Source organism: Alkanindiges illinoisensis, assembly GCF_004377485.1.
Lineage (GTDB): Bacteria > Pseudomonadota > Gammaproteobacteria > Pseudomonadales > Moraxellaceae > Alkanindiges > Alkanindiges illinoisensis_A.
The window spans coordinates 66,434-90,944 of record NZ_SNTY01000007.1 but is presented as its reverse complement, the minus strand read 5'-3'; the positions used below and the strand labels follow the sequence as shown (position 1 = coordinate 90,944).

22 protein-coding genes and 1 pseudogene are annotated in these 24,511 nt (G+C 46.4%); 16 read left to right on the top strand and 7 right to left on the bottom strand.

Annotated features, from left to right (window positions below; translation table 11 throughout):
* The 5 genes and pseudogenes from E2B99_RS01730 to xth all read left to right on the top strand — a co-directional run.
* Positions 1-115, top strand: a pseudogene (locus tag E2B99_RS01730) (IS5/IS1182 family transposase); the annotation flags it as partial.
* 53 nt (positions 116-168) lie between these two features.
* Positions 169-1,176 (top strand): UDP-N-acetylmuramate dehydrogenase, encoded by a 1,008-nt coding sequence (gene murB, locus E2B99_RS01725; RefSeq protein WP_430981435.1) that lies wholly within the window; start codon positions 169-171, stop codon positions 1,174-1,176.
* Positions 1,177-1,290: 114 nt separating this feature from the next.
* A complete protein-coding gene (locus E2B99_RS01720; RefSeq protein WP_240687688.1) occupies positions 1,291-2,244 on the top strand; it encodes a YdcF family protein in 954 nt (317 codons plus the stop codon).
* The gene (locus tag E2B99_RS01715) at positions 2,244-3,287 is read left to right on the top strand and encodes an alpha/beta hydrolase (RefSeq protein WP_134243269.1); all 1,044 of its coding nucleotides are present in this window, start codon (positions 2,244-2,246) and stop codon (positions 3,285-3,287) included. Before E2B99_RS01720 ends, E2B99_RS01715 begins: the two co-directional genes overlap by 1 nt.
* A gap of 144 nt (positions 3,288-3,431) precedes the next feature.
* Entirely contained in the window at positions 3,432-4,202 is a 771-nt protein-coding gene (gene xth / locus E2B99_RS01710; protein ID WP_134243268.1) for an exodeoxyribonuclease III, read from the top strand.
* A gap of 45 nt (positions 4,203-4,247) precedes the next feature.
* Here xth and E2B99_RS01705 read toward each other — a convergent pair whose 3' ends face one another.
* The 3 genes from E2B99_RS01705 to E2B99_RS01695 all read right to left on the bottom strand — a co-directional run bounded on the left by E2B99_RS01705 (position 4,248) and on the right by E2B99_RS01695 (position 6,359).
* Positions 4,248-4,871 carry an OB-fold-containig protein gene (locus tag E2B99_RS01705; RefSeq protein ID WP_166738957.1) on the bottom strand — a complete coding sequence of 208 codons (624 nt, stop codon included), beginning with the start codon at positions 4,869-4,871 and terminating at the stop codon, positions 4,248-4,250.
* A gap of 77 nt (positions 4,872-4,948) precedes the next feature.
* Positions 4,949-5,269, bottom strand: a complete 321-nt coding sequence (locus tag E2B99_RS01700; protein ID WP_134243282.1) for a Rieske (2Fe-2S) protein — start codon at positions 5,267-5,269, stop codon at positions 4,949-4,951.
* A gap of 73 nt (positions 5,270-5,342) precedes the next feature.
* A complete protein-coding gene (locus tag E2B99_RS01695; RefSeq protein ID WP_134243266.1) occupies positions 5,343-6,359 on the bottom strand; it encodes an adenosine kinase in 1,017 nt (338 codons plus the stop codon).
* Positions 6,360-6,761: 402 nt separating this feature from the next.
* On the opposite strand from E2B99_RS01695, the gene E2B99_RS01690 reads away from it, so the two are divergent.
* On the top strand, positions 6,762-9,704 hold the full coding sequence (locus E2B99_RS01690) for an insulinase family protein (RefSeq protein WP_134243265.1): 2,943 nt from the start codon (positions 6,762-6,764) through the stop codon (positions 9,702-9,704).
* Positions 9,705-9,918: 214 nt separating this feature from the next.
* Positions 9,919-11,127, top strand: a complete 1,209-nt coding sequence (locus E2B99_RS01685) for a phospholipase A (protein WP_134243264.1) — start codon at positions 9,919-9,921, stop codon at positions 11,125-11,127.
* A gap of 73 nt (positions 11,128-11,200) precedes the next feature.
* Here the strand turns inward: E2B99_RS01685 and ilvA are convergent, their stop codons facing one another.
* A complete protein-coding gene (ilvA, locus tag E2B99_RS01680) occupies positions 11,201-12,745 on the bottom strand; it encodes a threonine ammonia-lyase, biosynthetic (protein ID WP_134243263.1) in 1,545 nt (514 codons plus the stop codon).
* Between the two features lie 106 nt (positions 12,746-12,851).
* Between ilvA and rpiA the strand changes: the two genes are divergently transcribed.
* Both rpiA and E2B99_RS01670 read left to right on the top strand, forming a co-directional pair.
* Positions 12,852-13,523, top strand: a complete 672-nt coding sequence (gene rpiA, locus E2B99_RS01675; protein WP_134243262.1) for a ribose-5-phosphate isomerase RpiA — start codon at positions 12,852-12,854, stop codon at positions 13,521-13,523.
* A 6-nt stretch (positions 13,524-13,529) separates the two neighbouring features.
* On the top strand, positions 13,530-14,246 hold the full coding sequence (locus E2B99_RS01670) for a SprT family zinc-dependent metalloprotease (protein ID WP_134243261.1): 717 nt from the start codon (positions 13,530-13,532) through the stop codon (positions 14,244-14,246).
* Here E2B99_RS01670 and E2B99_RS01665 read toward each other — a convergent pair.
* Positions 14,243-15,991, bottom strand: a complete 1,749-nt coding sequence (locus E2B99_RS01665) for a hypothetical protein (protein ID WP_134243260.1) — start codon at positions 15,989-15,991, stop codon at positions 14,243-14,245. The genes E2B99_RS01670 and E2B99_RS01665 overlap by 4 nt on opposite strands.
* A 146-nt stretch (positions 15,992-16,137) precedes the next feature.
* On the opposite strand from E2B99_RS01665, the gene argC reads away from it, so the two are divergent.
* The 6 genes from argC (at position 16,138) to E2B99_RS01635 (ending at position 22,015) form a co-directional block, all read left to right on the top strand.
* Positions 16,138-17,190 carry an N-acetyl-gamma-glutamyl-phosphate reductase gene (gene argC, locus E2B99_RS01660; RefSeq protein ID WP_134243259.1) on the top strand — a complete coding sequence of 351 codons (1,053 nt, stop codon included), beginning with the start codon at positions 16,138-16,140 and terminating at the stop codon, positions 17,188-17,190.
* A 188-nt stretch (positions 17,191-17,378) separates the two neighbouring features.
* Positions 17,379-18,137, top strand: coding sequence for a DUF6776 family protein (locus tag E2B99_RS01655; RefSeq protein WP_134243258.1), 759 nt, complete (start codon positions 17,379-17,381; stop codon positions 18,135-18,137).
* Between the two features lie 53 nt (positions 18,138-18,190).
* Complete coding sequence (gene clpS, locus E2B99_RS01650) at positions 18,191-18,733, top strand: ATP-dependent Clp protease adapter ClpS (RefSeq protein ID WP_134243257.1); 543 nt, start codon at positions 18,191-18,193, stop codon at positions 18,731-18,733.
* Positions 18,734-18,741: 8 nt separating this feature from the next.
* Complete coding sequence (gene clpA, locus E2B99_RS01645) at positions 18,742-21,036, top strand: ATP-dependent Clp protease ATP-binding subunit ClpA (RefSeq protein ID WP_134243256.1); 2,295 nt, start codon at positions 18,742-18,744, stop codon at positions 21,034-21,036.
* A gap of 71 nt (positions 21,037-21,107) precedes the next feature.
* Positions 21,108-21,443: a YnfA family protein gene (locus E2B99_RS01640; protein ID WP_134243255.1), complete on the top strand. Its 336-nt coding sequence runs from the start codon at positions 21,108-21,110 to the stop codon at positions 21,441-21,443.
* 92 nt (positions 21,444-21,535) lie between these two features.
* On the top strand, positions 21,536-22,015 hold the full coding sequence (locus tag E2B99_RS01635; RefSeq protein ID WP_134243254.1) for a DUF4265 domain-containing protein: 480 nt from the start codon (positions 21,536-21,538) through the stop codon (positions 22,013-22,015).
* An 82-nt stretch (positions 22,016-22,097) separates the two neighbouring features.
* Here E2B99_RS01635 and E2B99_RS01630 read toward each other — a convergent pair whose 3' ends face one another.
* A complete protein-coding gene (locus E2B99_RS01630; RefSeq protein ID WP_134243253.1) occupies positions 22,098-22,847 on the bottom strand; it encodes a YebC/PmpR family DNA-binding transcriptional regulator in 750 nt (249 codons plus the stop codon).
* A gap of 209 nt (positions 22,848-23,056) precedes the next feature.
* On the bottom strand, positions 23,057-23,605 hold the full coding sequence (locus E2B99_RS01625; RefSeq protein ID WP_240687687.1) for a DUF6231 family protein: 549 nt from the start codon (positions 23,603-23,605) through the stop codon (positions 23,057-23,059).
* Positions 23,606-23,643: 38 nt separating this feature from the next.
* Between E2B99_RS01625 and E2B99_RS01620 the strand changes: the two genes are divergently transcribed.
* Entirely contained in the window at positions 23,644-24,495 is an 852-nt protein-coding gene (locus E2B99_RS01620; protein WP_026470448.1) for a DUF2797 domain-containing protein, read from the top strand.
* Positions 24,496-24,511: the final 16 nt, after the last annotated feature.

Genomic DNA, 24,511 nt, shown 5'->3' with positions numbered 1-24,511 from the left:
TTTTGCGAGACTAAAACATTTCCGTGCTATTGCAACCCGATTTGATAAGCTTGCACGAAATTATCAGTCTATGATTTACATTGCTTGCATGTTGATTTGGTGTAAAGCCAAATGAGGACACGCCCTAGTTTTTTTGAATTGGTTTTTTTGAATTGAGTATCCCGAATGTTGCAGTGTGAACAAAACGCCAGTCTAAAACCGTTTAATACTTTAAGCCTAAACAGCACAGCACGGTATCTGGCCAGTGTAACCACAGAAGATGACTTGCTGGCTATTTTGCAATCAGTCACTGCAAAGCGGTTGCCGATTTTTGTTTTATCAGGTGGTAGCAATGTTCTGCTGTCCGAGTTTATAGATGCGCTGGTGATCCGGCCTTTGCTGCGCGGCATCCGGGTTATTGCCGAGAACCCACAGCAGGTACTGGTTGAGGTCATGGCGGGTGAGGAATGGCATCCGTTTGTGCAATATGCGCTGGCTCAGGGCTGGTACGGGCTCGAAAATCTGTCACTGATTCCGGGATATGTGGGGGCGTCACCCATTCAAAATATTGGTGCTTATGGGGTGGAAGTCAGCCAGTATATTCATCACATTAAAGCATGGCATCTGCCAACAAGGCGCTGGCATATCCTGCAGCCAGCGCAGTGCCAGTTTGGCTACCGTGATAGTATTTTCAAGCAACAGCCAGGTGACTGGATCATTAGCCGGGTAGTGTTTTGCTTAAGCAAGCAGCCCCATCTTGCGCTAAATTATGGCGATGTACGTGAACAGGCCGGGTTACATCCAACCCCGGAATCGGTAGCAAAAGTCATTATCCAGATTCGTCAGGCCAAATTGCCAGATCCTAAAAAGATTGCAAATGTGGGCAGTTTTTTTAAGAATCCGGTCATTGATATTGCCCACTATGAACAGTTAAAACATCATTATCCCTTGTTAGGTTCTTACCCGCAGCCCAATGGGCAGGTCAAGGTGGCAGCAGGCTGGCTGATTGATCAGGCTGGCTGGAAGGGCAAGAGTATTGGTAGTGTAGGAATGTATGAAAAGCAGGCGCTGGTACTGGTCAACCGGGATATTGCTTCGCTGGCTGATGTGCAGCAGGTAAGTAAAGCCGTTCAGGATTCGGTATTCCAGAAATTTTCAATCCGGCTCGAGCAGGAACCGGTTCTGGTTAACTTTTAAACGTTAATAATGATAAAATGAGGAACTATGACAACAGCAGTATCGTGGCCTAAACGAACAATAAAGCGGCTGGCAGCCCTTGCATTGTTGGTGGTTGCCGTTGTGCTATTTGTTATGAGCCCATTTTATGCGCGCGCTATTCTGTGGGGTCTGAACAAAATCCCGGTAACGGTCAATCAGGTGGCTGCGGCCAGCCAGAAAGGCGATGGCCGTATTGAGGAAGTGGATCAGCCTGAACCGGGCTCACCAGAATGGCAACAACAGCAGCAGCAAATTGCTGAGCAGCAGGCGCAACAGTTATTAAAGGAATTTGATAAGCAGGAAGCCGCACAAAAAGATCAGCAGTCTGAGGATTCTGCCAATGGCACAACAAGTGAGAGTGCAGATGACAATACAGATAAAGCACAGAATGTCCCCAGTCTGGCAGAAACACTGGCCAAATTGCAGGACGATTATTTACAAGATAGCAGTCAGGTGCAAAAACAGTCTCCAAATACAGCTAGCAACCATGTTGGCAGTAATAAAGCAGCAAAACAGAATACAGCAAAAAAATTAACTAAAAATCAGGCGCATGTGATTGTGGTACTAGGCGGTGGATTAGGTCGTGATGCCATGCATAATATTGTAGTCAATGCCTATACCCGCATGCGTCTTGAGAAAGCAGTGCGCCAGAAGCAGCATAATCCATTGCCTATCTTGCTAAGTGGTGTAGAAGCGCCCTATATGCAAAACTGGCTTAAGGTGCATCAGGTGGACGCTCGTTTGCTGGAAAACCGTAGCATGAACACCTGTGAAAACACACGCTTTAGTGCCCTGTTACTGCAAAAAAAAGGTGGTGCCCCGCGTGTTGAACTGATTACGGATGCCTACCATATGCCGCGTGCCAGACGCCTGTTTGCCATGAATGGCATTGATACCATTCCTGTCGTAGCACCATTACCAAATGCACCAACCCGATGGAAGCCCAGCAAAAGCAACCTGATGCATAGCCGCCGGGCAACCTATGAAGCCATTGCCAGTATCCGTGATTTATGGTTTGGTGAAACCAACTGCCGTGAGGTGCCCTGATGAATAAACCGTATCCTTTTCAGACGCCTGCGGTACTGCGTGCAACCCAGTTGCCCTTGCCGGATCGTGAAAGTACCCCGGATGCGCTGCCGTTATTAAGTATCAGCGAGCCAATGATGCTAAATCCGGTGCTCGAAGGCTATCAAACCCTGTACGGCCTAAACAAGATTGACGCCTTGCACTGGCAGGGTTACTTAAATGTGGCTCAGCATAAAACCCATATTCAGGTATTTCAGCCCAGGCAGCAGATTCATGGCACAGTCTGGCTGATCCATGGCTATCTGGAGCATAGCGGCATTTACCAGCCGATTATTGAGGAAATTATTGAGCAGGGTTTTAGCGTCATTACCTATGATTTGCCGGGACATGGTTTAACAGAAGGGCCTGTGGCCAGTATTCAGGAATTTGCGGTATATCAAGGCATATTGTCCGGGATTGGCGAGTGGGCTGCACCGCATAGTGACCAGTTGCCAAAACCATGGCTGGGCATTGGGCAAAGTACTGGTGGAGCCATCTGGATTGACCACACCTTAACAGCAGCATCTCAGCGTCGTTCGCCCATGATTGACCGCGCATTGCTATTGTCGCCGCTGGTACGGCCCGCCAAAAGTGCGTGGTGGCACAACAGCGTTGGCCTAACCCTGATCAAAAAAATCAAGCGCAACGTGCCGCGCAACTTCAGGCGCAACAACCACAACCCTGAATTTTTACGCTTTGTGCGACTAACAGACCCTTTGCAACCACGGGTGATGAGCCTTGAGTGGATTCTGGCGCTGGCCAAATGGATGGTAAGAATTGAGCAGTTGCCGCCCTGCCGGATTCCGGTTTGGGTGGCACAGGGCGCCAAGGATGAAACCGTAGACTGGCGTTACAACCTTGAATTTATCCGCAAGAAATTCCGCCTGCAAACCTTGCTCATTCTGGAAGAAGGTTCGCATCAGCTCATCAATGAACGGGCGGACATCCGTGCTGCCTTAACCGGCCTGATTCCAGCTTTCCTGCATTCCAATGAGATTAAGCGTTATTATTTTGATCCTGAATAAAATGCCTATTTATTCAATCGTTTTATCATTTTAAATCAAATAATTTTTATTTAAACGTTAAATGGAACACAGGAATTGTACAGCCTGTATTGCTCAGGCAGTCTATGATATTTCTATCTTTTTTCTTACGATTACTGCCTAACCATGAAAATTGCCACATGGAATGTCAATTCACTGAATGTCCGCGCGCCACAGGTTTTGGAGTGGCTTAACGCCGAAGCGGTGGATGTGTTATGCGTGCAGGAAACCAAGATTGAAGACCACAAATTTCCCTACGATGAATTTACCAATATTGGTTATCAGGCGGTGCATCTGGGGCAAAAAACCTATAATGGCGTTGCTATTATCAGCAAGCATCCTATTGAAGAGGTGCAGTTTGATATTCCCAATCTGGAAGACATCCAAAAGCGGGTAGTAGCGGCAACCATTTGTGGTATCCGGATAATCTGTGTTTATATTCCCAATGGGCAAAGCGTGGGTTCGGACAAATATCTATACAAGCTTCAATGGTTACAAGCACTTACCGCATACCTTGAGCAGCAGTTAAAGCAATATCCCAAGCTGGCCTTACTGGGTGATTACAATATTGCGCCCGAAGACCGCGATGTTTATGACCCGGAGCGATGGCAGGGTAGTGTGCTGGTGAGTGAACCTGAACGGGTCGCGTTTCGGCAACTGCAAGCACTTGGCCTGCATGACAGTTTTCGCCTGTTTGAGCAGCCTGAAAAACTCTATAGCTGGTGGGATTACCGCATGGTGGCCTTTCGGCGCAATCTGGGCTTGCGTATTGATCATATTTTAATTAGTTCGGCACTGGTGCCCGCTGCAAAAGCCAGCTGGATTGACCGTGCGCCGCGCAAGCTGGAACGTCCATCCGATCATACGCCTGTCGTTTTAGAGCTGGACATTGGCTAAACGTTATATCCCAGTTTTTATTGAATCGTCATTAGTCTGTTACGCTTATTGGTCCAGTAAATGATTATCCTTGGGCAAGGTTTTGGCCATGTATAAGTGTTTGTGCTTGGATACCAGAATCACTTCGCTGTGCAGTTCCAGCTCACCAAATTCCGGTTCAACTTCCACATAATGCAGGTGGCCATGCTGGTCACGCACCCGCGCTTGTGCACTAAAGCCGGGTCGGGCATCACCACGGCAAATGGTGGCAATCCGTCCCAGTAGCTCAGGCTGGCCAATCACCGGCATGGTGCGGTCACTATACATGAGCTGGCTCAGCCAGTGACTTAGAAAAGCAGTAAACAACAGGCTGATCAGCAATACTGGAAGAATAATCAGCCAGACCGACGCAAAGGCATCAGTCATGGCATAGCAGATAAACTGGAACAAATAGCCAAATACACCAGTGCTCAGCAAAAACAGGATAGACAGGATAAAAATAGGAAACTGATTGGCATGAAGGCGTTTAAGGATATAAACCACCACACGCGGCAGGCGGGCTTCAATCCAGGCAGACGGGCTAAATTTTAGTGAAGTACCCAGCGTTTCACTTAATGCCAGCAGCAGCATGCTGATTAGTGCAAGGGTAAACAGCAGGAAGGGTGCTGAAAAAAAGATTGAACCTGTCATGGCTGTCCTCGCCAAATTTACCAGCTTTATCCCCCATCGTTGACCCATGAGGAATTTATAAAAGCTGGATTATGTCCTTATTCGACCAGATAAATGCCACCATCGGAATGAACACTGATTTCTACTGGCGTTAGATGATCGCCCTGACAGGGGCCAAAAATGCAGGCTCCATCTTCAACCTGAAATAGCGCCCCATGCGTTGAACAAATAATGTATTCACGGTCCATATCCAGAAACTGGTTTTCCTGATATTCCAGCTCAGTGCCCAGATGTGGACAATTATTAAGATACGCATAAAATGCCCCATCACGCTGGGTAATAAAGATCGAGCCTTTATCGGTATCAAAGCCGCGGGCTTCGCGTTCCGGGATGTCTTCAGTATTACACAGTCGTTGCATGATGGGTTGCATGGGTCACACCTTTGCGAAAACTTTAAAACACTTAACGATGGGAAAATTAACCCATCGTAAATTAAATAGCAGCTACATCGCCTGTCAATGAACCAGCTTGCAAAATAGCCTGATATTGTTCAATGGATAAGCGTGGCCCATACTGGCTTACCACTTTAGACGCGGTAGCTGCAGCTAGCTTTCCACAGTTTTCTAGCGTATAGCCTTTGTTCATGCCATATAAAAATGCACCAGCAAAGGCATCTCCAGCACCTAACGTATCAATGGCATTACAGGGCACCGCTTCAATGGTGAGGCGTTTGCCAGAACGTGTTGCAATGATGGCGCCCTGTTCACTACGGGTGATAATGACAATATTGCCAAGGTTCAGCAAAGCAGCCACCGTATCGTCCAGTTGCTCAGTACCAGTATACATGCGAGCTTCATGCTCATTACAAAACAGGATGTCTACCCCGTCAGCGATCAGGTCATCCAGACCTTCACGCGCATATTGCACCATGGCGGGGTCGGACAGGGTAATTGCCGTTGCAATATTGCTGTCCTTGGCAATTTCACGGGCGTGTTTAACCGCAAGGCGTGCCGTAGGACTAGTGGCCAGATAGCCTTCAATATACAAATATTTGGCTGTTTTTAAAGGTTCAAAATCAATTTGCGCAGCACTTAATTCGGCGGTAATCCCCAGATAGGTTTGCATGGTACGCTCACTATCCGGCGTTACCAGTACCACGCAAGTGCCAGTTTCGCCTTCACTCATGGAACTGCTGGAAGTCTGCACATTCGCCTGTCTCAAACCATTGAGGTAAAACCGGCCAAAATCATCGTTGCCCACACGGCAGGCGTAAAATGCTGATCCACCCATTGCAGTAAATGCCACAGTAGAGTTGGCAGCCGAGCCACCACTGGCCTGTTCCTGCGCATGATGATTCTGATTTAAGTGGGCTAGTAATTGCTGCTGGGCAGTTTGTTCAGCCAGTTGCATGGTGCCTTTGAGCAGTTGATGCTGTTGTAAAAACTGATCGTCGACACTGTATTCGAGGTCAACCAGCGCATTTCCAATAACATACAAATCAACTGACATAAGCGTTATTTCCTTTTTTCCTGTGTTTTACCGAGCCCGCATTTCACTAAGCCCGTATTTTACTAAGTAAGCTGCCTAACCTGATTATAGTAACCAGCTATAGTAACAGGTGGTTTAAAGAGGCAAAGATTATCATGCAATTAGATGGATAAATATATTTTTGCCTTGAAATTTCTGCACCTCAGCTTAACTTAAACTAATGTCTGGCCTGTTTTAGCATGAATGATTTTATTCATGGCAATTTTGCTGATATTTCATAAATCAGGTTGGGCAATTCGGTACAGGATGCAGCATCATTGCGGATTAGCTGATATTCTTGACAAAATATTCGTTCTACCATTATCTGGCCTTGCATGGAGTGGTTTTGCCATTAAGCCGGATAGGTTAAAAATTGGAGTTTGCATGACAGCCGCGTTTTCAATCACTGATAAAAATCGGGTTCATCCTGCGTTTGAGTTAATTAACCAGCATTATATTCCTGCGCTGTCGGCCGAATTTTTACAGTACCGTCACCGGGCAACCGGCGCGCTGCACTACCATCTGGCAGCCGATAATGATGAAAACGTATTTCTGGTGGCATTTAGAACCCAGCCCATGGATTCACGTGGGGTAGCGCATATTCTGGAGCACACTGCGCTGTGCGGTTCGCAAAAATATCCGGTGCGTGATCCGTTCTTTTCCATGATCCGCCGTTCACTCAATACCTTTATGAATGCCTTTACGGCAGCCGACTGGACGGCTTATCCCTTTGCTACCCAGAACAAGACCGATTTTTATAACCTGTTGTCGGTATATCTGGATGCGGCATTTTTCGCCAATTTAAATGAGCTGGACTTTGCGCAGGAAGGTATCCGCATTGAGCTGGAAGATGATAAACCAGTATATAAAGGCATTGTCTTTAACGAAATGAAAGGCGCGATGAGTTCGCCATCCGACCAGCTTTATCACACGCTGGCGCATTATTTATATCCAGAAACCACCTATCACTACAACTCTGGCGGTAATCCAGCCGATATTCCTGACTTGTCGCATCACGATCTCATTGAGTTCTATAAGTCGCATTATCATCCGTCCAATGCGGTTTTTATGAGCTTTGGCAATTTAGCCCCGGTTGAACTGCAAACCCATTTTGAAGAGCAGGCACTGAAAAACTTTGGGCAAGGTGAAACGCTTAAATCGGTGCCTGAACGACGTCTGGCAGCGCCGGTTAAGGTTGAAGATGTTTATGCAGTCGATAGTGAGGAACTGGCCAAAAAAACCTACATTCAGTTTGCATGGCTGCTACCGCCCAGCACAGATATTAAAACCCGCTTGGCCTTGCGCCTGATAGAAGGCGTGCTGATGGAGCATTCAGCATCACCCCTGCGCCAATATCTGGAAACCTGTGGGCTGGGTGAATCCACATCGCCAATTATGGGACTGGATGACAGTAATTTTGAAATGACCTTTTTCTGTGGCTTGCAGGGCAGTGAGGCCGATAAGGCTGAGGAACTGGAAGCTGGCATCTTCAAGGTGCTTCAGGATATGGTTAATAATCCAATTGACAGCAACCAGATTGAAGCGGTGCTGCATCAGATTGAGCTGCACCAGCGTGAAATCAGTGGTGACGGCATGCCTTATGGCCTGACGCTGCTATTAAATGGTTTGGGTAGCGCTATTCATGGAGGTGATCCGCTGGATGTATGGCAAATTGAGCCGCACCTGGCTGAACTGCGTGAACAGCTAAAAGATCCAGCGTGGCTGCCACAACTGATCCGGCAATACCTGATTGATAATCCACATCGTGTGCGTCTGACCTTAAAACCTGACCCGGAAAAAAGTGCCCGTGACCAAGCAGCCGAGCAGGCGAGACTGGATGCCGTTGCCCAGCAACTGGATGATGACAAGCGCCAGCAATTAATTGAACAGGCCAAATTGCTGGAAGTTCGGCAGGCACAGGAAGATGACTTGTCCTTGTTACCCAAAGTCGGACTGGCTGATATTCCGGCAGAGCTTCATATTGTAAAAGGACAAACCACCAGCCTAAATGTGGCAGGTCAGGCTGCACCGTTTTATCAGTATGCAGCAGGAACCAATGGCTTGTATTACCAACAGGTGCTCATCCAGATTCCTGATGACGTGCTGCAATCCCCATTGCTGGGAATTTATACCTCGCTGGTGGGTGAGCTTGGTGCCAGTGAGATGAGTTATCTGGATATTCAGCAGGCTCAGGCGCTGGTGAGTGGTGGCCTGCATCTGGGCGCCAGTTTCCGTTCGGATATTCAGGATAGTAACAAAACCAGTAGTTATCTGGTATTGGCCACCAAGGCGCTAAATGAGAAAACTGAAGCGCTGGGTCTCTTAAGAACAGCCTTTGAGCAACTACGCTTTGATGAAAAAGACCGTATTTTAGAGCTACTGCAACAGCGTAAGGCTCGCTGGCAGTCGCGGCTGTCTGGCGCTGGCCATAGTTATGCGTTGCAAACCGCATCGCGGCACATGAGTGCGCTGGCCCGCCGGGATTACTACAATGCTGGCCTGCCTGCATTAGTGTGGCTTAAAAATCTGGTGCAAAACATTGAGCAGGACGATGTTGCGTTAAATCAGCTGATTGCTGATTTGCAACAGTTGCATGAGCGGGTACTTAGCCTGCCCAAGCAATTCCTGCTGGTTGCGGAACAGGAAAAAATGGCTGACTTAAGTGAGCAACTGGCGCAAGTCTGGCAGCAAAGCAATATTGAATTGTCTAACGAAGCAAAAGCTCTGGAGGTTGCGGATCATCCGGTTGAAAACAACGATCTTGCCTGGCTAATTCAGGCCAATGTCCAGTTTTGTGCCGCAGCGTATCCGGCTGTACCGGTCAATCATCCCGATGCCTGTCCCTTGATGGTGCTTGGCCCGTACCTGAAAAATGGCTTCCTGCACCGGGCATTGCGTGAGCAGGGCGGTGCATATGGTGGTGGCGCAAGCTATGATGGCAATGCTTGTGCTTTCCGGTTCCATAGTTACCGTGATCCGCGTTTGAGTGAAACCTTTAAGGATTTTGCAGGCAGCATTGACTGGCTGCTGAATGAAAAACAGGAGCCGCATCAACTGGAAGAAGCCATCATGGGCCTGATTGCCAGTATGGATAAACCGGGATCACCGGCTGGCGAAGCAATTACAGCCTGTCATGCTATGCTGCATGGCCGTACGCCGGAGTTTAGACAGCAAATGCGTAGCAAGTTGCTGGAGGTGACACTGGATGACCTTAAACGGGTAGCCAGACAGTATATTCAGGCCAAAACCCCGGTTCGTGCCGTGGTGGCACCCTATGCCAAGTCTGGTGAACTGCAAGAATTAAACTTTAATGTAGAACAAGTCTAGAGAATTCTTTCTAGCAAATCCTTCTGGTTGAATAGCTTAAATGAACCTTGTGAAAGTAAAAATTCGCAAGGTTTATTTGTTTTAGCACTGCAATAAAAATTTTGTCATATTCAGAATGGATTAGAACAAAGGACTTTGCTTTTTCATCTCAGGGTTAGTGCTTTTTTGCAAATGCCTGTTTATGCTATGGCCATCCGATAATGGCCTGTTTTTCATGTTTAAATCCATTCAAGTTTCTAAATTGAGCAAAAATAAGATTTACAGCGTACTGGCGATTTCATTCAGCGGCATGGCTCATGCCGAACCTGTGCTGAGTTTGCCCACTGCGCCCGCTTCTATTGCACAAGTAACGCCAGCCTATCAGCCGACCACGCCTGAAAGCTGCATTACTTTAGAAAGTAATGCCGAGCGTTTGGATTGTTATGATGCATTTTTTAAGCGTCCGGCAACGCCTATAGCACAACAGGCCGTGGTTGAAAAAATTCAAAGTGAAAATCAGGCAGCTGCTGCAACGCCAATCGCCAGCGATGCGCCAAAACCACTGACGTTTTTACAGGGAATTAATCCCCGCGAATGGTTTAGGGCAGCAGCACCTTATGATCCTACCATTTCCTTGCTGGATCGCCGCTGGGAGCTGAGCCATGCTGCCAAATTGGGTACTTTCCACCTGAAAAGCTATAAGCCCAGTTATGTTTTACCGGTCTTTATCACGGGTAATATTAATGACTTACCATCCAGCCCAAATCCTGAAAATCAGTTAAAGGAAGCTGAAGATATTAGCCGGGTTGAAGGGAAATTTCAGCTCAGCCTGAAGACCAAAGCCATGGAAGGGGTGTTTGGTGATTATGGTGACTTATGGTTGGGTTACACGCAGTCATCGCGCTGGCAGTTATATAATGCAGCCGATTCACGGCCATTTCGCGAAACCAATTATGAACCAGAAGCCAGCCTGATTTTTGGTACCAATTATAATTTGCTTGGATTGAATGGACGCCTGCTGGGGGTTAGTTTAAACCACCAGTCCAATGGTCGGGCACTGCCATTTTCCCGCAGCTGGAACAGGGCAATTGTTAATGTTGGCTTTGAGCGTGACAATTTTGCCTTAATGCTAAGACCCTGGTATCGCATTCCTGACAGTGATTCGCACAAAGATGATAATCCGGATATTGAGGATTATATGGGCCGTGGTGATTTACAAGCATTTTATCGCTATAAGGAACAGGAATTTTCGCTCATGCTACGCCATAGCTTAAAAGGTGGTAATGATAATCACGGTGCTGTGCAGCTTGACTGGGCATTTCCCATTAATGGAAGCCTGCGCGGTTATGTGCAGGTCTTTGATGGCTATGGTGAAAGCCTGATTGATTATAATCACAAAGCAACTTATGTTGGCTTTGGTGTGTCACTGCTTAATTGGTACTAAGGTTTAAGCCAATAAAAAAGCGCATGAATGCTAAAAAACATGCGCTTTTCTAAATCAAATAATCTTGAATTAATTACTTTAAAAACAGCTGATAACCTGTATTGGTTGTAATTTCCTCATAAGGATACCCAATGGCATCCAGCATAGCCGTTAATTCATGCGGCTGATGGTTGCCCAGTTGCAAGCCCATTAGCACACGGCCTTCTGCAGCGCCATGATTTCGATAATGGAATAGGGAAATATTAAACTGCTGGCCAAGTCGCTCAAGGAAAGTTAGCAGTGCACCGGGTCGCTCTGGAAATTCCACCCGAAACAAATGTTCGTCATCCAGACCTGCATGGCCACCAATCAGGTAACGGATATGTAGCTTGGCCACTTCATCGTCGGTTAAGTCAGTCACCTGATAACCCTGTAAATCTTTTAAAATAGCCTGATGCTCAACCGCACCATTTTTAAGGCCAATACCTACAAAAATATGCGCTGTGCCATTTTCCTGCCCTGATGCAGCCTGATAACGATAGTTAAATTCGGTAATGGCTCGACCTTTTAGCGCACGGCAAAAATCCAGATAAGCCCCTTTTTCTTCTGGAATAGTCACCGCAAAAATGGCTTCACGTTTTTCACCAATTTCAGTGCGTTCGGCAATATAGCGCAAGCGGTCAAAGTTCATATTGGCACCACAAACAATGGCCACCATATTTTTATTTTCAATACCGTGCTCAGCGATATATTTCTTGATACCCGCTAAGGCCAGTGCACCGGATGGCTCTACAATCGTGCGGTTTTCCTCAAATACATCCTTAATGGCTGCGCAGATTTCATCGGTGGAACACGTCACCACTTCTGGCTCAATAATCGCGCCTGAACCATCTGATTTTTGTAGGCGTAAAACGTCAAAGGGCAGTGCACCAATTTGAGCGACGGCTGTGCCATCAGCAAACAGACCCACTTGCGGCAGCTTGGCGCGCTCGTTACATTGCAGTGCCAGTTTCAGGCAGGCTGACTCATCAGATTCCACAGCCACCACTTTAACATGCGGCGCCACTTCACCCAGATAAGCTGCAACTCCGGCAATCAAACCACCACCACCCACAGCCACAAACACATACTCAACCTGTCGCCACTGCTTTAGGATTTCGGTGGCAATAGTGCCTTGTCCGGCAATCACCAGTTCATCATCATAAGGCGGTACATACGCCAGACCTTCTTGCTGGGCACGTTGCATGGCATACTGGTTGGCCACATCAAAGCTGTCACCATGCAAGACTACATTACCACCTAAGCGCTTGACGGCATTGACCTTAATATCAGGCGTAGTGCTGGGCATCACAATAATGGTATCAATGCCCATTTTCTGGCCCGAATAAGCCACCCCCTGCGCATGATTACCCGCAGAAGCACAAATTACACCACGCTTTAACTGATCGCTTGGCATCTGGCTAATGCGGTTATAAGCACCACGTAACTTAAAGGAAAAAACTGGTTGCAGGTCTTCGCGTTTCAGGCGAATGTTGTTATTCAGGCGCTCAGAAATTCGTGGAGCCAGGTCAAGTGGACTTTCAATAGCCACGTCGTACACAGTGGCTTGTAAAATTTGTCTGACCCAACGTGAGAGCATGCTGATTTCACCTGTATAATGTAGACCCAACAGAGTATTGCAGCAGTGCCTGTGTTTCAAGGTTTAGCGGCAACAAATTGATTTTTTAAACCAAAGAGAGTGAATTATGGCAATACTGTCAGCTCAGGATCAAAAAAAACGTGCTGTCGCAGAAGCTGCTGTAGCACATTTGCCTAAAGGCGGCATTCTAGGCGTTGGCACAGGCAGTACTGTAAATTTCCTGATTGATATGTTGCCTACCCTTCAGCTTGAAGGCGCGGTAGCCAGCTCCAAAGCGACAGAAGAACGTCTTAAGGCGGTCGGTATTGAAGTGATTGAGTTGAACCATGTGGCTAGCCTGGATGCCTATGTAGATGGGGCCGATGAAATTAACCGCCATTTACACATGATTAAAGGTGGTGGTGCTGCGCTAACCCGTGAAAAAATTGTGGCTTCTGTAGCCAAAGAATTTATTTGTATTGTGGATGAATCCAAATGGGTGACTCAGCTTGGCCGCGCCTTTCCGGTTCCAGTGGAAGTGATTCCAATGGCGCGTTCCAGCGTGGCACGCAAGATTGTGGCACTGGGCGGCGATCCTGTATACCGGCAAGGCGTTGTCACTGATAACGGTAATGTAATCCTGGACGTGTTTAACCTGAATATCCTAAATTCTATTGAAATGGAAACCTTAATCAACAATATTCCCGGCGTCGTGACTAATGGTATTTTTGCGCAACGAGGCGCAAGTCTGGCTTTGATTGCCAGTGATCAGGGCGTTCGTACCGTTAAGCCTGAGTAAAAATATTTGTCATTCCAGGTGCAGGCTATTCCTGATATTCAGCGGCGGGTAAACAATAATGCCCGCCGCCTAAAGCTGCGTATTGAACATCATCAGGTGTATTTGACTGTACCGCCAAACACACCTGAGAAAAAAATTCAGGCTTTTTTAAAAGAATCAGAAAACTGGCTAACTACAACATGGAATACTAACTATGCAGGAACAGCAGCCAATTTAGCACCTGTCCATGGTGAGATACTTAATCTACCCTTATTACAGAAAAGTTATCAGCTTCAATTAATAAAAACGTCAGGCACACATTCACCTGAGTTGGCGACGCATAGCCAGAAATTAATTATACAAGACAATCTGTTGAGTGTAGATGTGCATCATGCTGGAAGGTCAATCAAAACCTGGATTCGCCAGCAGGCCAGTACTTTTTTACCAAAGCAACTTGATCAACTGGCAATACAGCATAGTTTTATTTATCAAGGTTGTCAGGTCAGGCATGCCAAAACCCGCTGGGGTAGTTGTTCCAGCCAAAAAACCATCAGCTTAAATGCAGCTTTATTACTGTTACCAGTAGAACTGGTGAATTATGTCCTGCTACATGAATTATGTCATACCAGACAGCTTAATCACTCAGCAAGATTCTGGCAGGAAATGTTGAAAGTGGATTCTAATTATTTGCAGCACCGCCAACAGCTTAAACATTTTAAGCTACCGGCATGGTGGCATGTTTAAGGCTTATTAAATACAGGCTTAAATTCTGTGCAAACCATATCTGGGCGATTTAATTCCTTGGGAAACGGATTTTGGCTATCTAAAATACCAGTTGTTGCTGAAATGATATTTTGATTGGTAATCCGAAGCTGCATGATTTCAGGTTTGTTACGCTCGGCAGAGGCAACGTTAAGCACATAATCCTGTGTATCAGGCTGCAGTCGGATGACGGAATCGGACTGATCCCGGTTGATACTACTGCTAAAGGTTTTTTGGCCATTGGTGAGTTTAATATCACCATTAAAATAAATGTCCAGTTTGCATTGATCATTGGCTGTGGTATAGAAACCAATCAGGTTTTCAATGACATTGTAGTTACCCAAAGCACCATCTGCATTGGCACCAATTTCACAGTCAATATTTTGCGTTCTGGCAACATGATCCTTGACCTCAGCATCTGGATCACTGTAGCTAACGAATTCACAATTGGAATTTCTGATTTTCTGCGGCTCTTTGGTAAGTTTTATACTGCCCAGACCAAATGCATGCTTGTAATTGCCTGCCCCAAAGCTACGGGGTGAGGGGACGGAAAAAGCCTCATTAATAGTAGGATGTAGGCCTGTTACAAAATCTACTTTGGCAAAGTAATCACGTCCGGCCGCATCCGGATTGGACAAAGAGTCAAACAGTACAGCCATGGCACCACCTAGTTTGTCTTTATGAGCAGCATCTTCAGCGCCGCCCAAGCGTGCTGCATAGCTTTCACGTGCTGCTTTTTGGGTAATGGCCAAAGCGTCTTTTAGTTCAGCAATATTGGTGCGGTTATTAAAGGTAGGGTCAGTATTGACAATTTGCTGGGTAATAATTGGGTTTTCCAGAAAAACTGTTCCATTTACCCCGTCACCCGCCAATGTCATGCCGTCCAGACTACCATCGCGCATATCTGCACCCGCCCGTTTGGCAAACGTGAGCATAGGCGTCGGATCGTTAGGATTTTCTGTTTGCTGTAATTTAATGTGGCCTGCGGCAAAAAAAATATTGAGATATTGGGAAATGGTATTGGGCGGATTAATGACATCTTTGGTATCAATAATAAATTTGCTTAAATCGGCCAAGCTACTAATTGCAGGTACTAGTGCAACTGGATTAACGCGAAAAGTGCTGGAAACTTCCTGGTTGGAGAATGCCAGTGCCTGCACCAGATCGTCTGCTTTGATTTTCCCCAGATCAGTCTTGCTGGCATTCAGGTTGTTGGCGCGAACCAGAAGGCGCTGATAGGCAATTTCAGTGAATGGACCAACAATAGTGCTGCTGGCTACAGGAAGCATGATAAATGTGCTGTGTAGCGGCATGTCCAGTTTTGCCATGTCACCTACAGCAGGATCAAAATAAGTACTACTATTGTCTTTACCGGCAATCTCTGCAACCAGTACGCGCCCACCTTTGGCAAAAGCTTCTTTAATGTCAAAACTGACTTCGCTACCGTCATTAATGGTTTTTTGGTCAATTTGCTTGCCAGTGGTAGAGTCGATAATGGTGACAACTGCATTATGTAACTTAACTGGAGAAGTTACCGTTAGCTTATAGGTGGTTTCAGGCGTTGTGGTGTCATCATTGCTGGTTCGGGTAGTTGGCGAATCGCCACCACAGCCACTAAATAATAAAGCGGAACTAAGGCCCAAAATAATGGCCTGAGTGAGCTTGGTTAAACGGTACTTTGCTAAATGCTGCTTTGCCAAAGAAGTATGATTTGATAACGAGGGCATCCACGCGCTCCTAAGTTATTGTGTCTTTTGTCCTAGCCGCTATTTAAGAACAAAAAAAGCCCTGCGTCTACAACAATCGGTGGTTTTGTCAGGACAATCTTCCTGTCATACTATATGCCGATCAGATTTGCATGTGGAGTGATTGAATGATCTCGGTTGGTATTGTAGGTGGAACAGGCTATACAGGTGTTGAACTCGTTCGGATTTTACTGCGCCACCCGAATGTACAAATCAAGGCACTCACTTCCCGCACTGAGGCTGGTATGCGTGTGGATGCCATGTTCCCCAGCCTGCGTGGGCTGACTGATCTTGAGTTTTCCAATGTGGATCAGGATGTCCTAAACCAGTGTGATGTCGTCTTTTTTGCCACACCGCATGGCGTTGCCATGAAGCAGGCACGTGATTTGGTGGATGCTGGCGTAAAAGTGATTGATCTGGCAGCAGATTTTCGCCTGAAAAATACAACAGAATTTGAAAAATGGTATGGCATGCCACATGCTTGTCCTGATTTACTGGAAGAGTCGGTTTATGGCTTGCCGGAAATCAATCGTGAAGCGATAAAAACGGCGCGAATTATTGGCAATCCTGGTTGCTATCCCACCACGGTGCAATTAGGGCTGTTGCCTTTATTAAAAGCGCAGGAGCAACTGGTTCAGTTTGATACCCTGATTGTGGATGCAAAATCCGGGGTTTCAGGGGCAGGCCGTAAAGCAGAAACCAGTTTATTGTTTTCAGAATCATCAGATAATTTTAAGGCTTATGGGGTCAAAGGCCATCGTCATCATCCTGAAATTGTGCAAGGGCTGGATGCTATCAGTCAGCAGAAAGGCTGGTTTGACCAGATGATTTTTGTGCCGCATCTGGTGCCCATGATTCGTGGCATGTTTACCACCATGTATCTAAAGCTCACCGAGCAGGGTAAGCAGGCTGATCTACAAGCGTTATTTGAATCAGCTTATGCCACAGAGTCTTTTGTTGACGTGATGCCTGCTGGCAGTTTGCCTGAAACCCGCTCTGTGCGAGGAGCCAACCAATTGCGTATTGCCCTGTATCGCCCCAATAACGGTGACACCTTGGTTATTCTGGTTGTGCAGGATAATCTTGTAAAAGGTGCATCTGGTCAGGCTGTACAAAATATGAACCTGATGTTTGGCTTAGCCGAAACTACCGGGCTTGAAGTTGTGCCTTTATTGCCTTGATTAGAAGGCTTTCCTAACATGGGTTTAGAAAAATCCTAAGCCATTATGTGTTTGAATAGTTATTGATTTTCTGGTTTGCCGGAATATCTTTTTTACAAACAGGCATTGATCAGTTGTGCATAACACGCTTCAATGCCTGCTGTATTTTTGTTTAACCCTGTTTTTGCTGGACTATTGAGTAACCCAAGATGAGTGATGTAGAGCAACCTATAACAGCGGAACACAAATCGCCTTCGGGTTTTAAACGGTTTATCCATTCAAATTTACCCATTGTACTGGGTGGCGTCATTGTAGGTGGCGGCAGCTTGTTACTTGGCTACGCGGTTGGTCACCAGCAAGGGCTTACTGCGGTTGGCTTTGCAGCGGACGCCGAGCAGCTCAACGAAGTGGTTCAGGAACAAAAGCAGGAAATCAACATCTTAAACAAGACCTTGAACACCACCGTTCAGGAACGTGATGTTGGATTAACCAATTTAAAGGAAATTACGGAAAGCTACCGCAAGGAAACTGATTTGCGTGAGCAGGCTGAACAGCAACGGGATATTTATCGTGAAATCCTGCGCCTACGTGGTGGCGTGGCGTTGACGGTACAAAATATTGATATTAAGCCTTTACCTGACCGGGCTTATGAATACCGGCTTGATTTAATGCAGTTGCAGCCCAATAAACGCAGAGCCAGTGGTACAGCCCAGATTCGCCTGATCGGTGGAGATAACAACATTCTGGTGGTGCCAATGGCTGATAATTCTTATGGATTTGACAGTTTTCAGCGCTTGACTGGGCGCTGGACCATGCCTTCTGGTTTTAGCCCTGAGTTTGTTGAGGTAAGGTTGCAGGGTAATGGCAGCCCGGTCATCAAGCGCTATGCCTGGGAACGCGGCGCGCCTGTCAAGGATATGCCTGCCATTTTATCTGAAATTCCACAAGCTGAAGCCAATACCGACTAGGCAGCACTTGGCACTGTTATTTTAACTTTACCTGTATATATGAGGTTCAATGAATGCTGGATGCGCAAAAACTGTTCAGACGCTCATCACGCAGCAAAACTCAGCGAGACGTTTTGCGTAGTGCCAAAGACAAGTTGCGTGCCAAAAATCTGCGTGATAGCAAGCAGGCATTTTTACAGCAGGGACTGGTTGACTGGCATTTGGCAAGCTGTGAGCAGAAGTCCAATGTCAATGTTCATCAGCATTTGATTGTAAAAGCCGTAGATGAAAATGACGATCAGCATCTGGATGGTGCGCAGGATAACCTTGATGTCATGACTGCACCACCCCAGCTAAAAAAGCCTCCTTTTTACGCTGTGGTCTTGTTTAATGATGACTACACCCCCATGGAGTTTGTAATAGAAATATTACAACTTTATTTTGCTCTTGATCTTGACCGCGCTACCGAGGTAATGCTAACTGTGCATTATAGAGGTAAAGGGGTTGCAGGCATTTATCCCCGTGATATTGCCGAGACCAAGGCACAGCAGGTGAACAACTATGCGCGCTCGCAAGGCCATCCTTTACTTTGCCAGATCGAGCCGCAACCAGAATAGAGGTCAACATGCTCAGTCGTCATCTAGAAGTATCGTTACGCCTGGCCGTCAGCATGGCGCGCCAGAAACGCCATGAGTTTTTAACGGTAGAGCATCTGCTACTATCGCTGCTGGAGAATGATTCAGCAGTCAGCGCCCTGAAAGCCTGTGGTGCAGACATTGCCAGCCTAAGACGCGAGCTAGAAGATTACGTTGAGCAACACACGCCAAAACTTGGCGAAAATAATGATCAGGCCCCACATCCCACCGAAAGCTTTGATCGTATTTTGCAACGCGCTATTTTCCACGTGCAGTCTTCCGGTGGTGGTGACCGCCCGGTTGAAGGTGCTGATGTGCTGGTCGCCATGTATTCCGAACGCGACAGCTTTGCCGTTTATTTACTTAAAAAACAGCAAATCAACCGTCTTGATCTTACGCAGTACCTGTCGCATGGTACGCGCAAAGATGAAGAAATGAACATCAATGAAGAAGAATTGTCTGATGATGAAGGCAAGGAAGATGGTGAAGAGGGCGGCATTAAGCGCGCTCAGGGGCCCCTTGAGCTTTATGCGGTTAACCTGAACAAGGAAGCGCAAAAAGGCCGCACCGATCCCTTAATTGGCCGTGAAAAGGAAATTGAGCGCACTGCCCAGATTCTGTGCCGGCGCCGCAAGAATAATCCGCTGCTGGTAGGTGATCCCGGTGTAGGTAAAACATCTATTGCAGAAGGGCTGGCCTGGTTGATCGTTAACCAGAAAGCACCTGAACCTTTGCATGATGCAGAAATTTTCAGCCTTGATATTGGTGCACTGGTTGCAGGCACCAAGTACCGGGGGGATTTTGAAAAACGCATCAAACAACTGCTGGTGGCGTTAAAGAAAAAGCCCAATGCCATTTTGTTCATTGATGAAATTCACATGATTATTGGTGCGGGTTCCAGCATGGGCAGTACCATGGATGCATCCAATCTCATCAAACCTGCATTGGCCAACGGTAGTCTGCGTTGCATTGGTTCAACCACCTACACCGAATATCGCTCTGTGTTTGAAAAAGACCATGCGCTGTCACGTCGTTTCCAGAAAATTGATGTGAATGAACCGAGCGTGCAGGACACTATTGAAATCCTGCATGGCTTGCGTAGCCGCTTTGAAGAGTTTCATGGCGTAACTTACACTGATGCAGCCCTGACTTCAGCAGCTGAACTTTCAGCCAAGCATATTCATGAGCGTTTCTTGCCGGATAAAGCCATTGATGTGATTGATGAAGCAGGTGCCCGTCAGCGTCTATTGGTTGATAGCGACAAGGTGATTGCCGTACCGGAAATTGAAGATATTGTGGCGCGCATTGCCCGTATTCCGCCCAAGACTGTATCCAAGGATGACAAGAGCACGCTTGAGCATCTAGAGCGTGACTTGAAACGGGTGGTATTTGGACAGGACGAAGCCATCAGTACACTGGCGTCCGCTATCAAGCTGTCGCGTGCTGGTTTAAAAGCGCCAGAAAAACCAGTTGGCTGCTTCATGTTTGCTGGCCCAACGGGTGTGGGCAAAACCGAAGTCACCCGTCAGCTGGCGCGCTTACTGGGTATTGAACTGGTTCGCTTTGACATGTCTGAATATATGGAACGGCATACCGTATCACGCCTGATTGGTGCACCGCCGGGATATGTGGGTTTTGATCAGGGTGGTTTGCTTACCGATGCAATTAACAAGCAACCGTATTGTGTATTGCTACTGGATGAAATTGAAAAAGCCCATCCCGATGTGTTTAATATCCTGTTGCAGGTGATGGATCATGGCACGTTGACTGATAACAACGGCCGTAAGAGTGACTTTCGTCATGTGATTCTGGTAATGACCACCAATATTGGTGCAGAAAGTATTGCCCGTGCCAGCATTGGCTTTACCCTGCAGGATCATAGTAATGACAACAAGGAAGCCATGAAGCGGGCATTCTCGCCAGAATTCCGTAACCGTCTGGATGGTATTATTCAGTTTAAACCATTGCCAGCAAGCATTATCGACTCTGTGGTTGACAAGTTCCTGATTGAACTTCAGGCGCAGCTTGATGACAAGAAAGTGGTGCTTGAGGTGGATGATGATGCCAGAAAATGGCTGGGCGAGCGCGGTTACGACCAGTACATGGGAGCGCGTCCAATGCAGCGCCTGATTCAGGATGAGCTGAAAAAACCACTGGCTGAAATGATCCTGTTTGGTTCACTGGCTGAAAATGGTGGTTTTGTCCATGTGTCAGTGGGTGATAAAAAAGATGGTGAAACTGGCTTGATACTGGAAGTGGAAGACCAGACTGCTGAACCTGCCTAATCCTGTCCGGTAAAAAAGCCAGCACTATGCTGGCTTTTTTATATGTTAATTTTTATGGGTAGCAAAACTGCATGCTGATTTTAAAAACTTTTGGTTTATATATCCTGACTGCGCTGGCAGAAATTATAGGCTGCTATTTGCCTTATCTGGTGATTAAGCAAAACAAGTCTGTTTATTTACTCATTCCGGCAATACTGAGCTTAATGGCTTTTGTCTGGTTATTAAGCTTGCATCCAGCTGCGGCGGGTCGAGTGTATGCGGCTTATGGCGGGGTTTATATTGTAGTGGCATTTGGCTGGTTATTTCTGGTAGACCGCGTCAATCTAACAACATGGGATATTACAGGCGCGCTAATTATTACATTAGGTGCTGCTGTCATCATGCTACAACCTGATTTTTCAACGTAGTGTAGACAATTATTAATTAATGCATTGTTTTAAATAAAATTAAGCTGATAAGCTATAAATTAGCTAACTATGATAAAAATGGATTAAATCAGATGAACAAGGCTGTAGTACAGGATAAACTGATTAAGGTAGTGCTGGTACAGGAATATGAAGATAGTGATGAGGTAGATACAGAATCTCCATGGGCGCTGGATCTGGGAAATGATCAGTATCAACTTAAAAATTTTCCATTCTTTTTTTATGGCCTATCCTATGATGATATTTTTGAGGCCAAGCCTTCAACAGAATATGAAGACGATCCACGGCCTTATTTTACCCGAGTCATTGAAAAATCAGGCCACCGAACTGTTCGCATTTTCTTGAAAAATTCGATTCAGGATTCGGATGAGGCAAGGCAGCTATTGGATCGACTTAAAGCAGTCAATTGTGGTTATGAGGGCAATGGCAGAACATTTTTTGTAGTGAATATTCAACCGCATTGTGATTTTGAAGCAGCCATAAACCTGATTGAAAACAGTACAGAAGTTGAAATGTGGGCAATGGCTGATCCAGTCGATGAAGATACAAATTGATTTACTTCAAACGATAACGATAAAAAAGCGCGGCCTACTTAAACCAGTGAAGCTACGCTTTTGTTATGACTAATGTTTGATGCTATGCATCCAGTGCAGCCATCGCTTCATCAGAAATATTGGCGTTTGTATAGACGTTTTGCACGTCATCCAGTTCTTCCAGCATATCAATCATCTTGATAATCTGCTTGGCCATGTCAGGGTCATTAATATCAGCTTGTGTGGATGGATGCATGGTCACTTCGGCATTGTCAGACTTTAACCCTGCGTTCGTTAAGGCATCCTGTACATCACCAAAGCTTTCTGGTGTGGTAATGACCAGAATTCCATCGTCACTTACATCAATGTCTTCAGCGCCAGCTTCCAGCGCCACTTCCATAATTTTGTCTTCCAGCGCTATATCATCAAAACGGATTTCACCACGCTTGGTAAACAGGTAAGCCACTGAGCCGGATGTGCCCAGATTGCCGCCAGTTTTGGTAAAGCAGTGACGCACGTCCGGTACAGTGCGGTTGATATTGTCGGTCATGGTTTCAACCAGCACGGCCACACCGCCAACGCCATAACCTTCATAGGTGATTTCTTTGAGGTTATCCGATTCTTCATTACCGTTGCCACGCTGAATGGCACGGTTAATGGTGTCACGGGTCATATTCACTGACAGGGCTTTTTCTACCACCGCACGCAGACGCGGGTTTTTGGCTGGATCAGGATCGCCTTGCTTGGCAGCGCTCACCAGTTCACGAATGTACTTGGTAAACAGTTTGCCGCGTGAGGCATCGACACGTGCCTTGCGGTGTTTAATGTTGGCCCATTTGGAATGTCCAGCCATGGTTGAGCTCCTGAAATTTCGACAAGCAATACTTAAAAGCGCAAATGCGTTTTTGGGTTTAAGCTGATTTAATTGGAAAAATAAAAACTGTAAACATGCTGGCAAGTTTAGCATAGGCACAATTTGCTCGGGAATTGCAATTGCAACACAAGTGCAAAATTTACCAGCGCAACATTCAATTAGTTTTTTGCAGAATTTCTATAAAGTTTTTACCAGCGGTATTTATTCCAGTTTTCCGGGTTGGCCCAGTATTTGGAGTTCAGCCAGTCTGGCACCTGCTTATAGGACAAAATATTAAACTGCCAGATCACCAGATTTTGTGAGAGTTGCTCAATCTGGCTAAAGCCCAGCGCATGCAACGTTGCACCAAACTCAGGGCTAGCCAGCACCAGTACACGACGCGCCAGCAGGTCACGCAAGCGGGTAATACCTTGCACCAGTAACTGCTGGTTTTTACTGCCGATGATACTATCTGGCTGATTTATGGGCGGCACAGGGTTGTTTGCAGCTAAATTGCCTTCATAATAACTGTGATAAAGGGCAATGACCGCGAGATCATAGCGCTGGGTAAATGCCAGCGTTGTCAGTTCATGTAATGCAATGGATTGCCATGTGCCGGGCCAGTGTGATGTGGTCTGCTGACTGTCCGGTAGACAGTTACCTAACAGTAAATCACCCACCAGTAATCCCTGGGCAATAGGTTTTTCCTGTGCCAGACGATCAATTAACGGCAAAATATCGATTGGCCAGTCAGTCACGGCTTATCCTTAACTAAAATCAACAGAAGTGTGTATCGATGGAATATCAGGGTATTTGCCATAAAATGCGGGCCAAGCTGGGTCAGGCATTACCGACCAGCACTGGCGCGATGGCAGCAGCGGTTGAGTATAATCTGGTTTTAAACCCATTTGAATCGCCCTTTACGCAACTGGTGGGTAATTCGGTAGAGTTACAGTGGACGGGTAAAATTAACTGCGTGTCCTGTGGTGCCAAAACTAGCAAATCATTTGCACAGGGTCATTGCTATAAATGCTTTAGCACTAAAGCCTCCTGTGATATGTGCATGATGAAGCCAGAAACCTGTCATCATCATTTAGGCACTTGCCGTGAGCCAGACTGGGCAGAAAAAGTCTGTTTTAACGCGCATATCGTGTATTTGGCCAATTCCAGTGGACTAAAAGTAGGCATTACCCGGCATAACCAGATGCCAACTCGCTGGCTCGATCAGGGCGCAACGCAGGCCATTCCTATTTTTCAAACCCAGAGCCGTTTTTTATCTGGGGTGGTGGAAGTCTTGCTGGCGCAGCATATGTCGGATAAAACCGACTGGCGCAAGCTGTTAAAAGGTGAGGCTGAACCATTAAACCTGCTGCAAATTCGTGATGATATTTTTAACCGTTATGAAATGGATTTGCAAAAACTCCAGCATGCTTATCCTGAACAGGTCGCATTATTGCAGGATGAGGTGGTGCGTGAGTTTATTTATCCGGTAGAAAAATATCCTGTTAAAGTGAGTACACATAATTTTGATAAAACGCCACTGATTAAAGGGCGATTAAATGGCATTAAGGGACAATATCTGCTGCTGGATACTGGCGTGTTAAATATTCGCAAGTTTAGTGGCTATGAACTGGTGGTTCGTTTTTAGCTTGATTCATTACAAT

Bases quoted from the DNA above. Each gene is read 5' to 3' on its own strand.
- E2B99_RS01720 (WP_240687688.1), top strand. From the start codon at position 1,291: ATGAGCCCATTTTATGCGCGCGCTATTCTGTGGGGTCTGAACAAAATC.
- E2B99_RS01715 (WP_134243269.1), top strand. From the start codon at position 2,244: ATGAATAAACCGTATCCTTTTCAGACGCCTGCGGTACTGCGTGCAACC.
- xth (WP_134243268.1), top strand. From the start codon at position 3,432: ATGAAAATTGCCACATGGAATGTCAATTCACTGAATGTCCGCGCGCCA.
- E2B99_RS01705 (WP_166738957.1), bottom strand. From the start codon at position 4,871: ATGACAGGTTCAATCTTTTTTTCAGCACCCTTCCTGCTGTTTACCCTT.
- E2B99_RS01700 (WP_134243282.1), bottom strand. From the start codon at position 5,269: ATGCAACGACTGTGTAATACTGAAGACATCCCGGAACGCGAAGCCCGC.
- E2B99_RS01695 (WP_134243266.1), bottom strand. From the start codon at position 6,359: ATGTCAGTTGATTTGTATGTTATTGGAAATGCGCTGGTTGACCTCGAA.
- E2B99_RS01690 (WP_134243265.1), top strand. From the start codon at position 6,762: ATGACAGCCGCGTTTTCAATCACTGATAAAAATCGGGTTCATCCTGCG.
- E2B99_RS01685 (WP_134243264.1), top strand. From the start codon at position 9,919: ATGTTTAAATCCATTCAAGTTTCTAAATTGAGCAAAAATAAGATTTAC.
- ilvA (WP_134243263.1), bottom strand. From the start codon at position 12,745: ATGCTCTCACGTTGGGTCAGACAAATTTTACAAGCCACTGTGTACGAC.
- rpiA (WP_134243262.1), top strand. From the start codon at position 12,852: ATGGCAATACTGTCAGCTCAGGATCAAAAAAAACGTGCTGTCGCAGAA.
- E2B99_RS01665 (WP_134243260.1), bottom strand. From the start codon at position 15,991: ATGCCCTCGTTATCAAATCATACTTCTTTGGCAAAGCAGCATTTAGCA.
- argC (WP_134243259.1), top strand. From the start codon at position 16,138: ATGATCTCGGTTGGTATTGTAGGTGGAACAGGCTATACAGGTGTTGAA.
- E2B99_RS01655 (WP_134243258.1), top strand. From the start codon at position 17,379: ATGAGTGATGTAGAGCAACCTATAACAGCGGAACACAAATCGCCTTCG.
- clpS (WP_134243257.1), top strand. From the start codon at position 18,191: ATGCTGGATGCGCAAAAACTGTTCAGACGCTCATCACGCAGCAAAACT.
- clpA (WP_134243256.1), top strand. From the start codon at position 18,742: ATGCTCAGTCGTCATCTAGAAGTATCGTTACGCCTGGCCGTCAGCATG.
- E2B99_RS01640 (WP_134243255.1), top strand. From the start codon at position 21,108: ATGCTGATTTTAAAAACTTTTGGTTTATATATCCTGACTGCGCTGGCA.
- E2B99_RS01635 (WP_134243254.1), top strand. From the start codon at position 21,536: ATGAACAAGGCTGTAGTACAGGATAAACTGATTAAGGTAGTGCTGGTA.
- E2B99_RS01630 (WP_134243253.1), bottom strand. From the start codon at position 22,847: ATGGCTGGACATTCCAAATGGGCCAACATTAAACACCGCAAGGCACGT.
- E2B99_RS01620 (WP_026470448.1), top strand. From the start codon at position 23,644: ATGGAATATCAGGGTATTTGCCATAAAATGCGGGCCAAGCTGGGTCAG.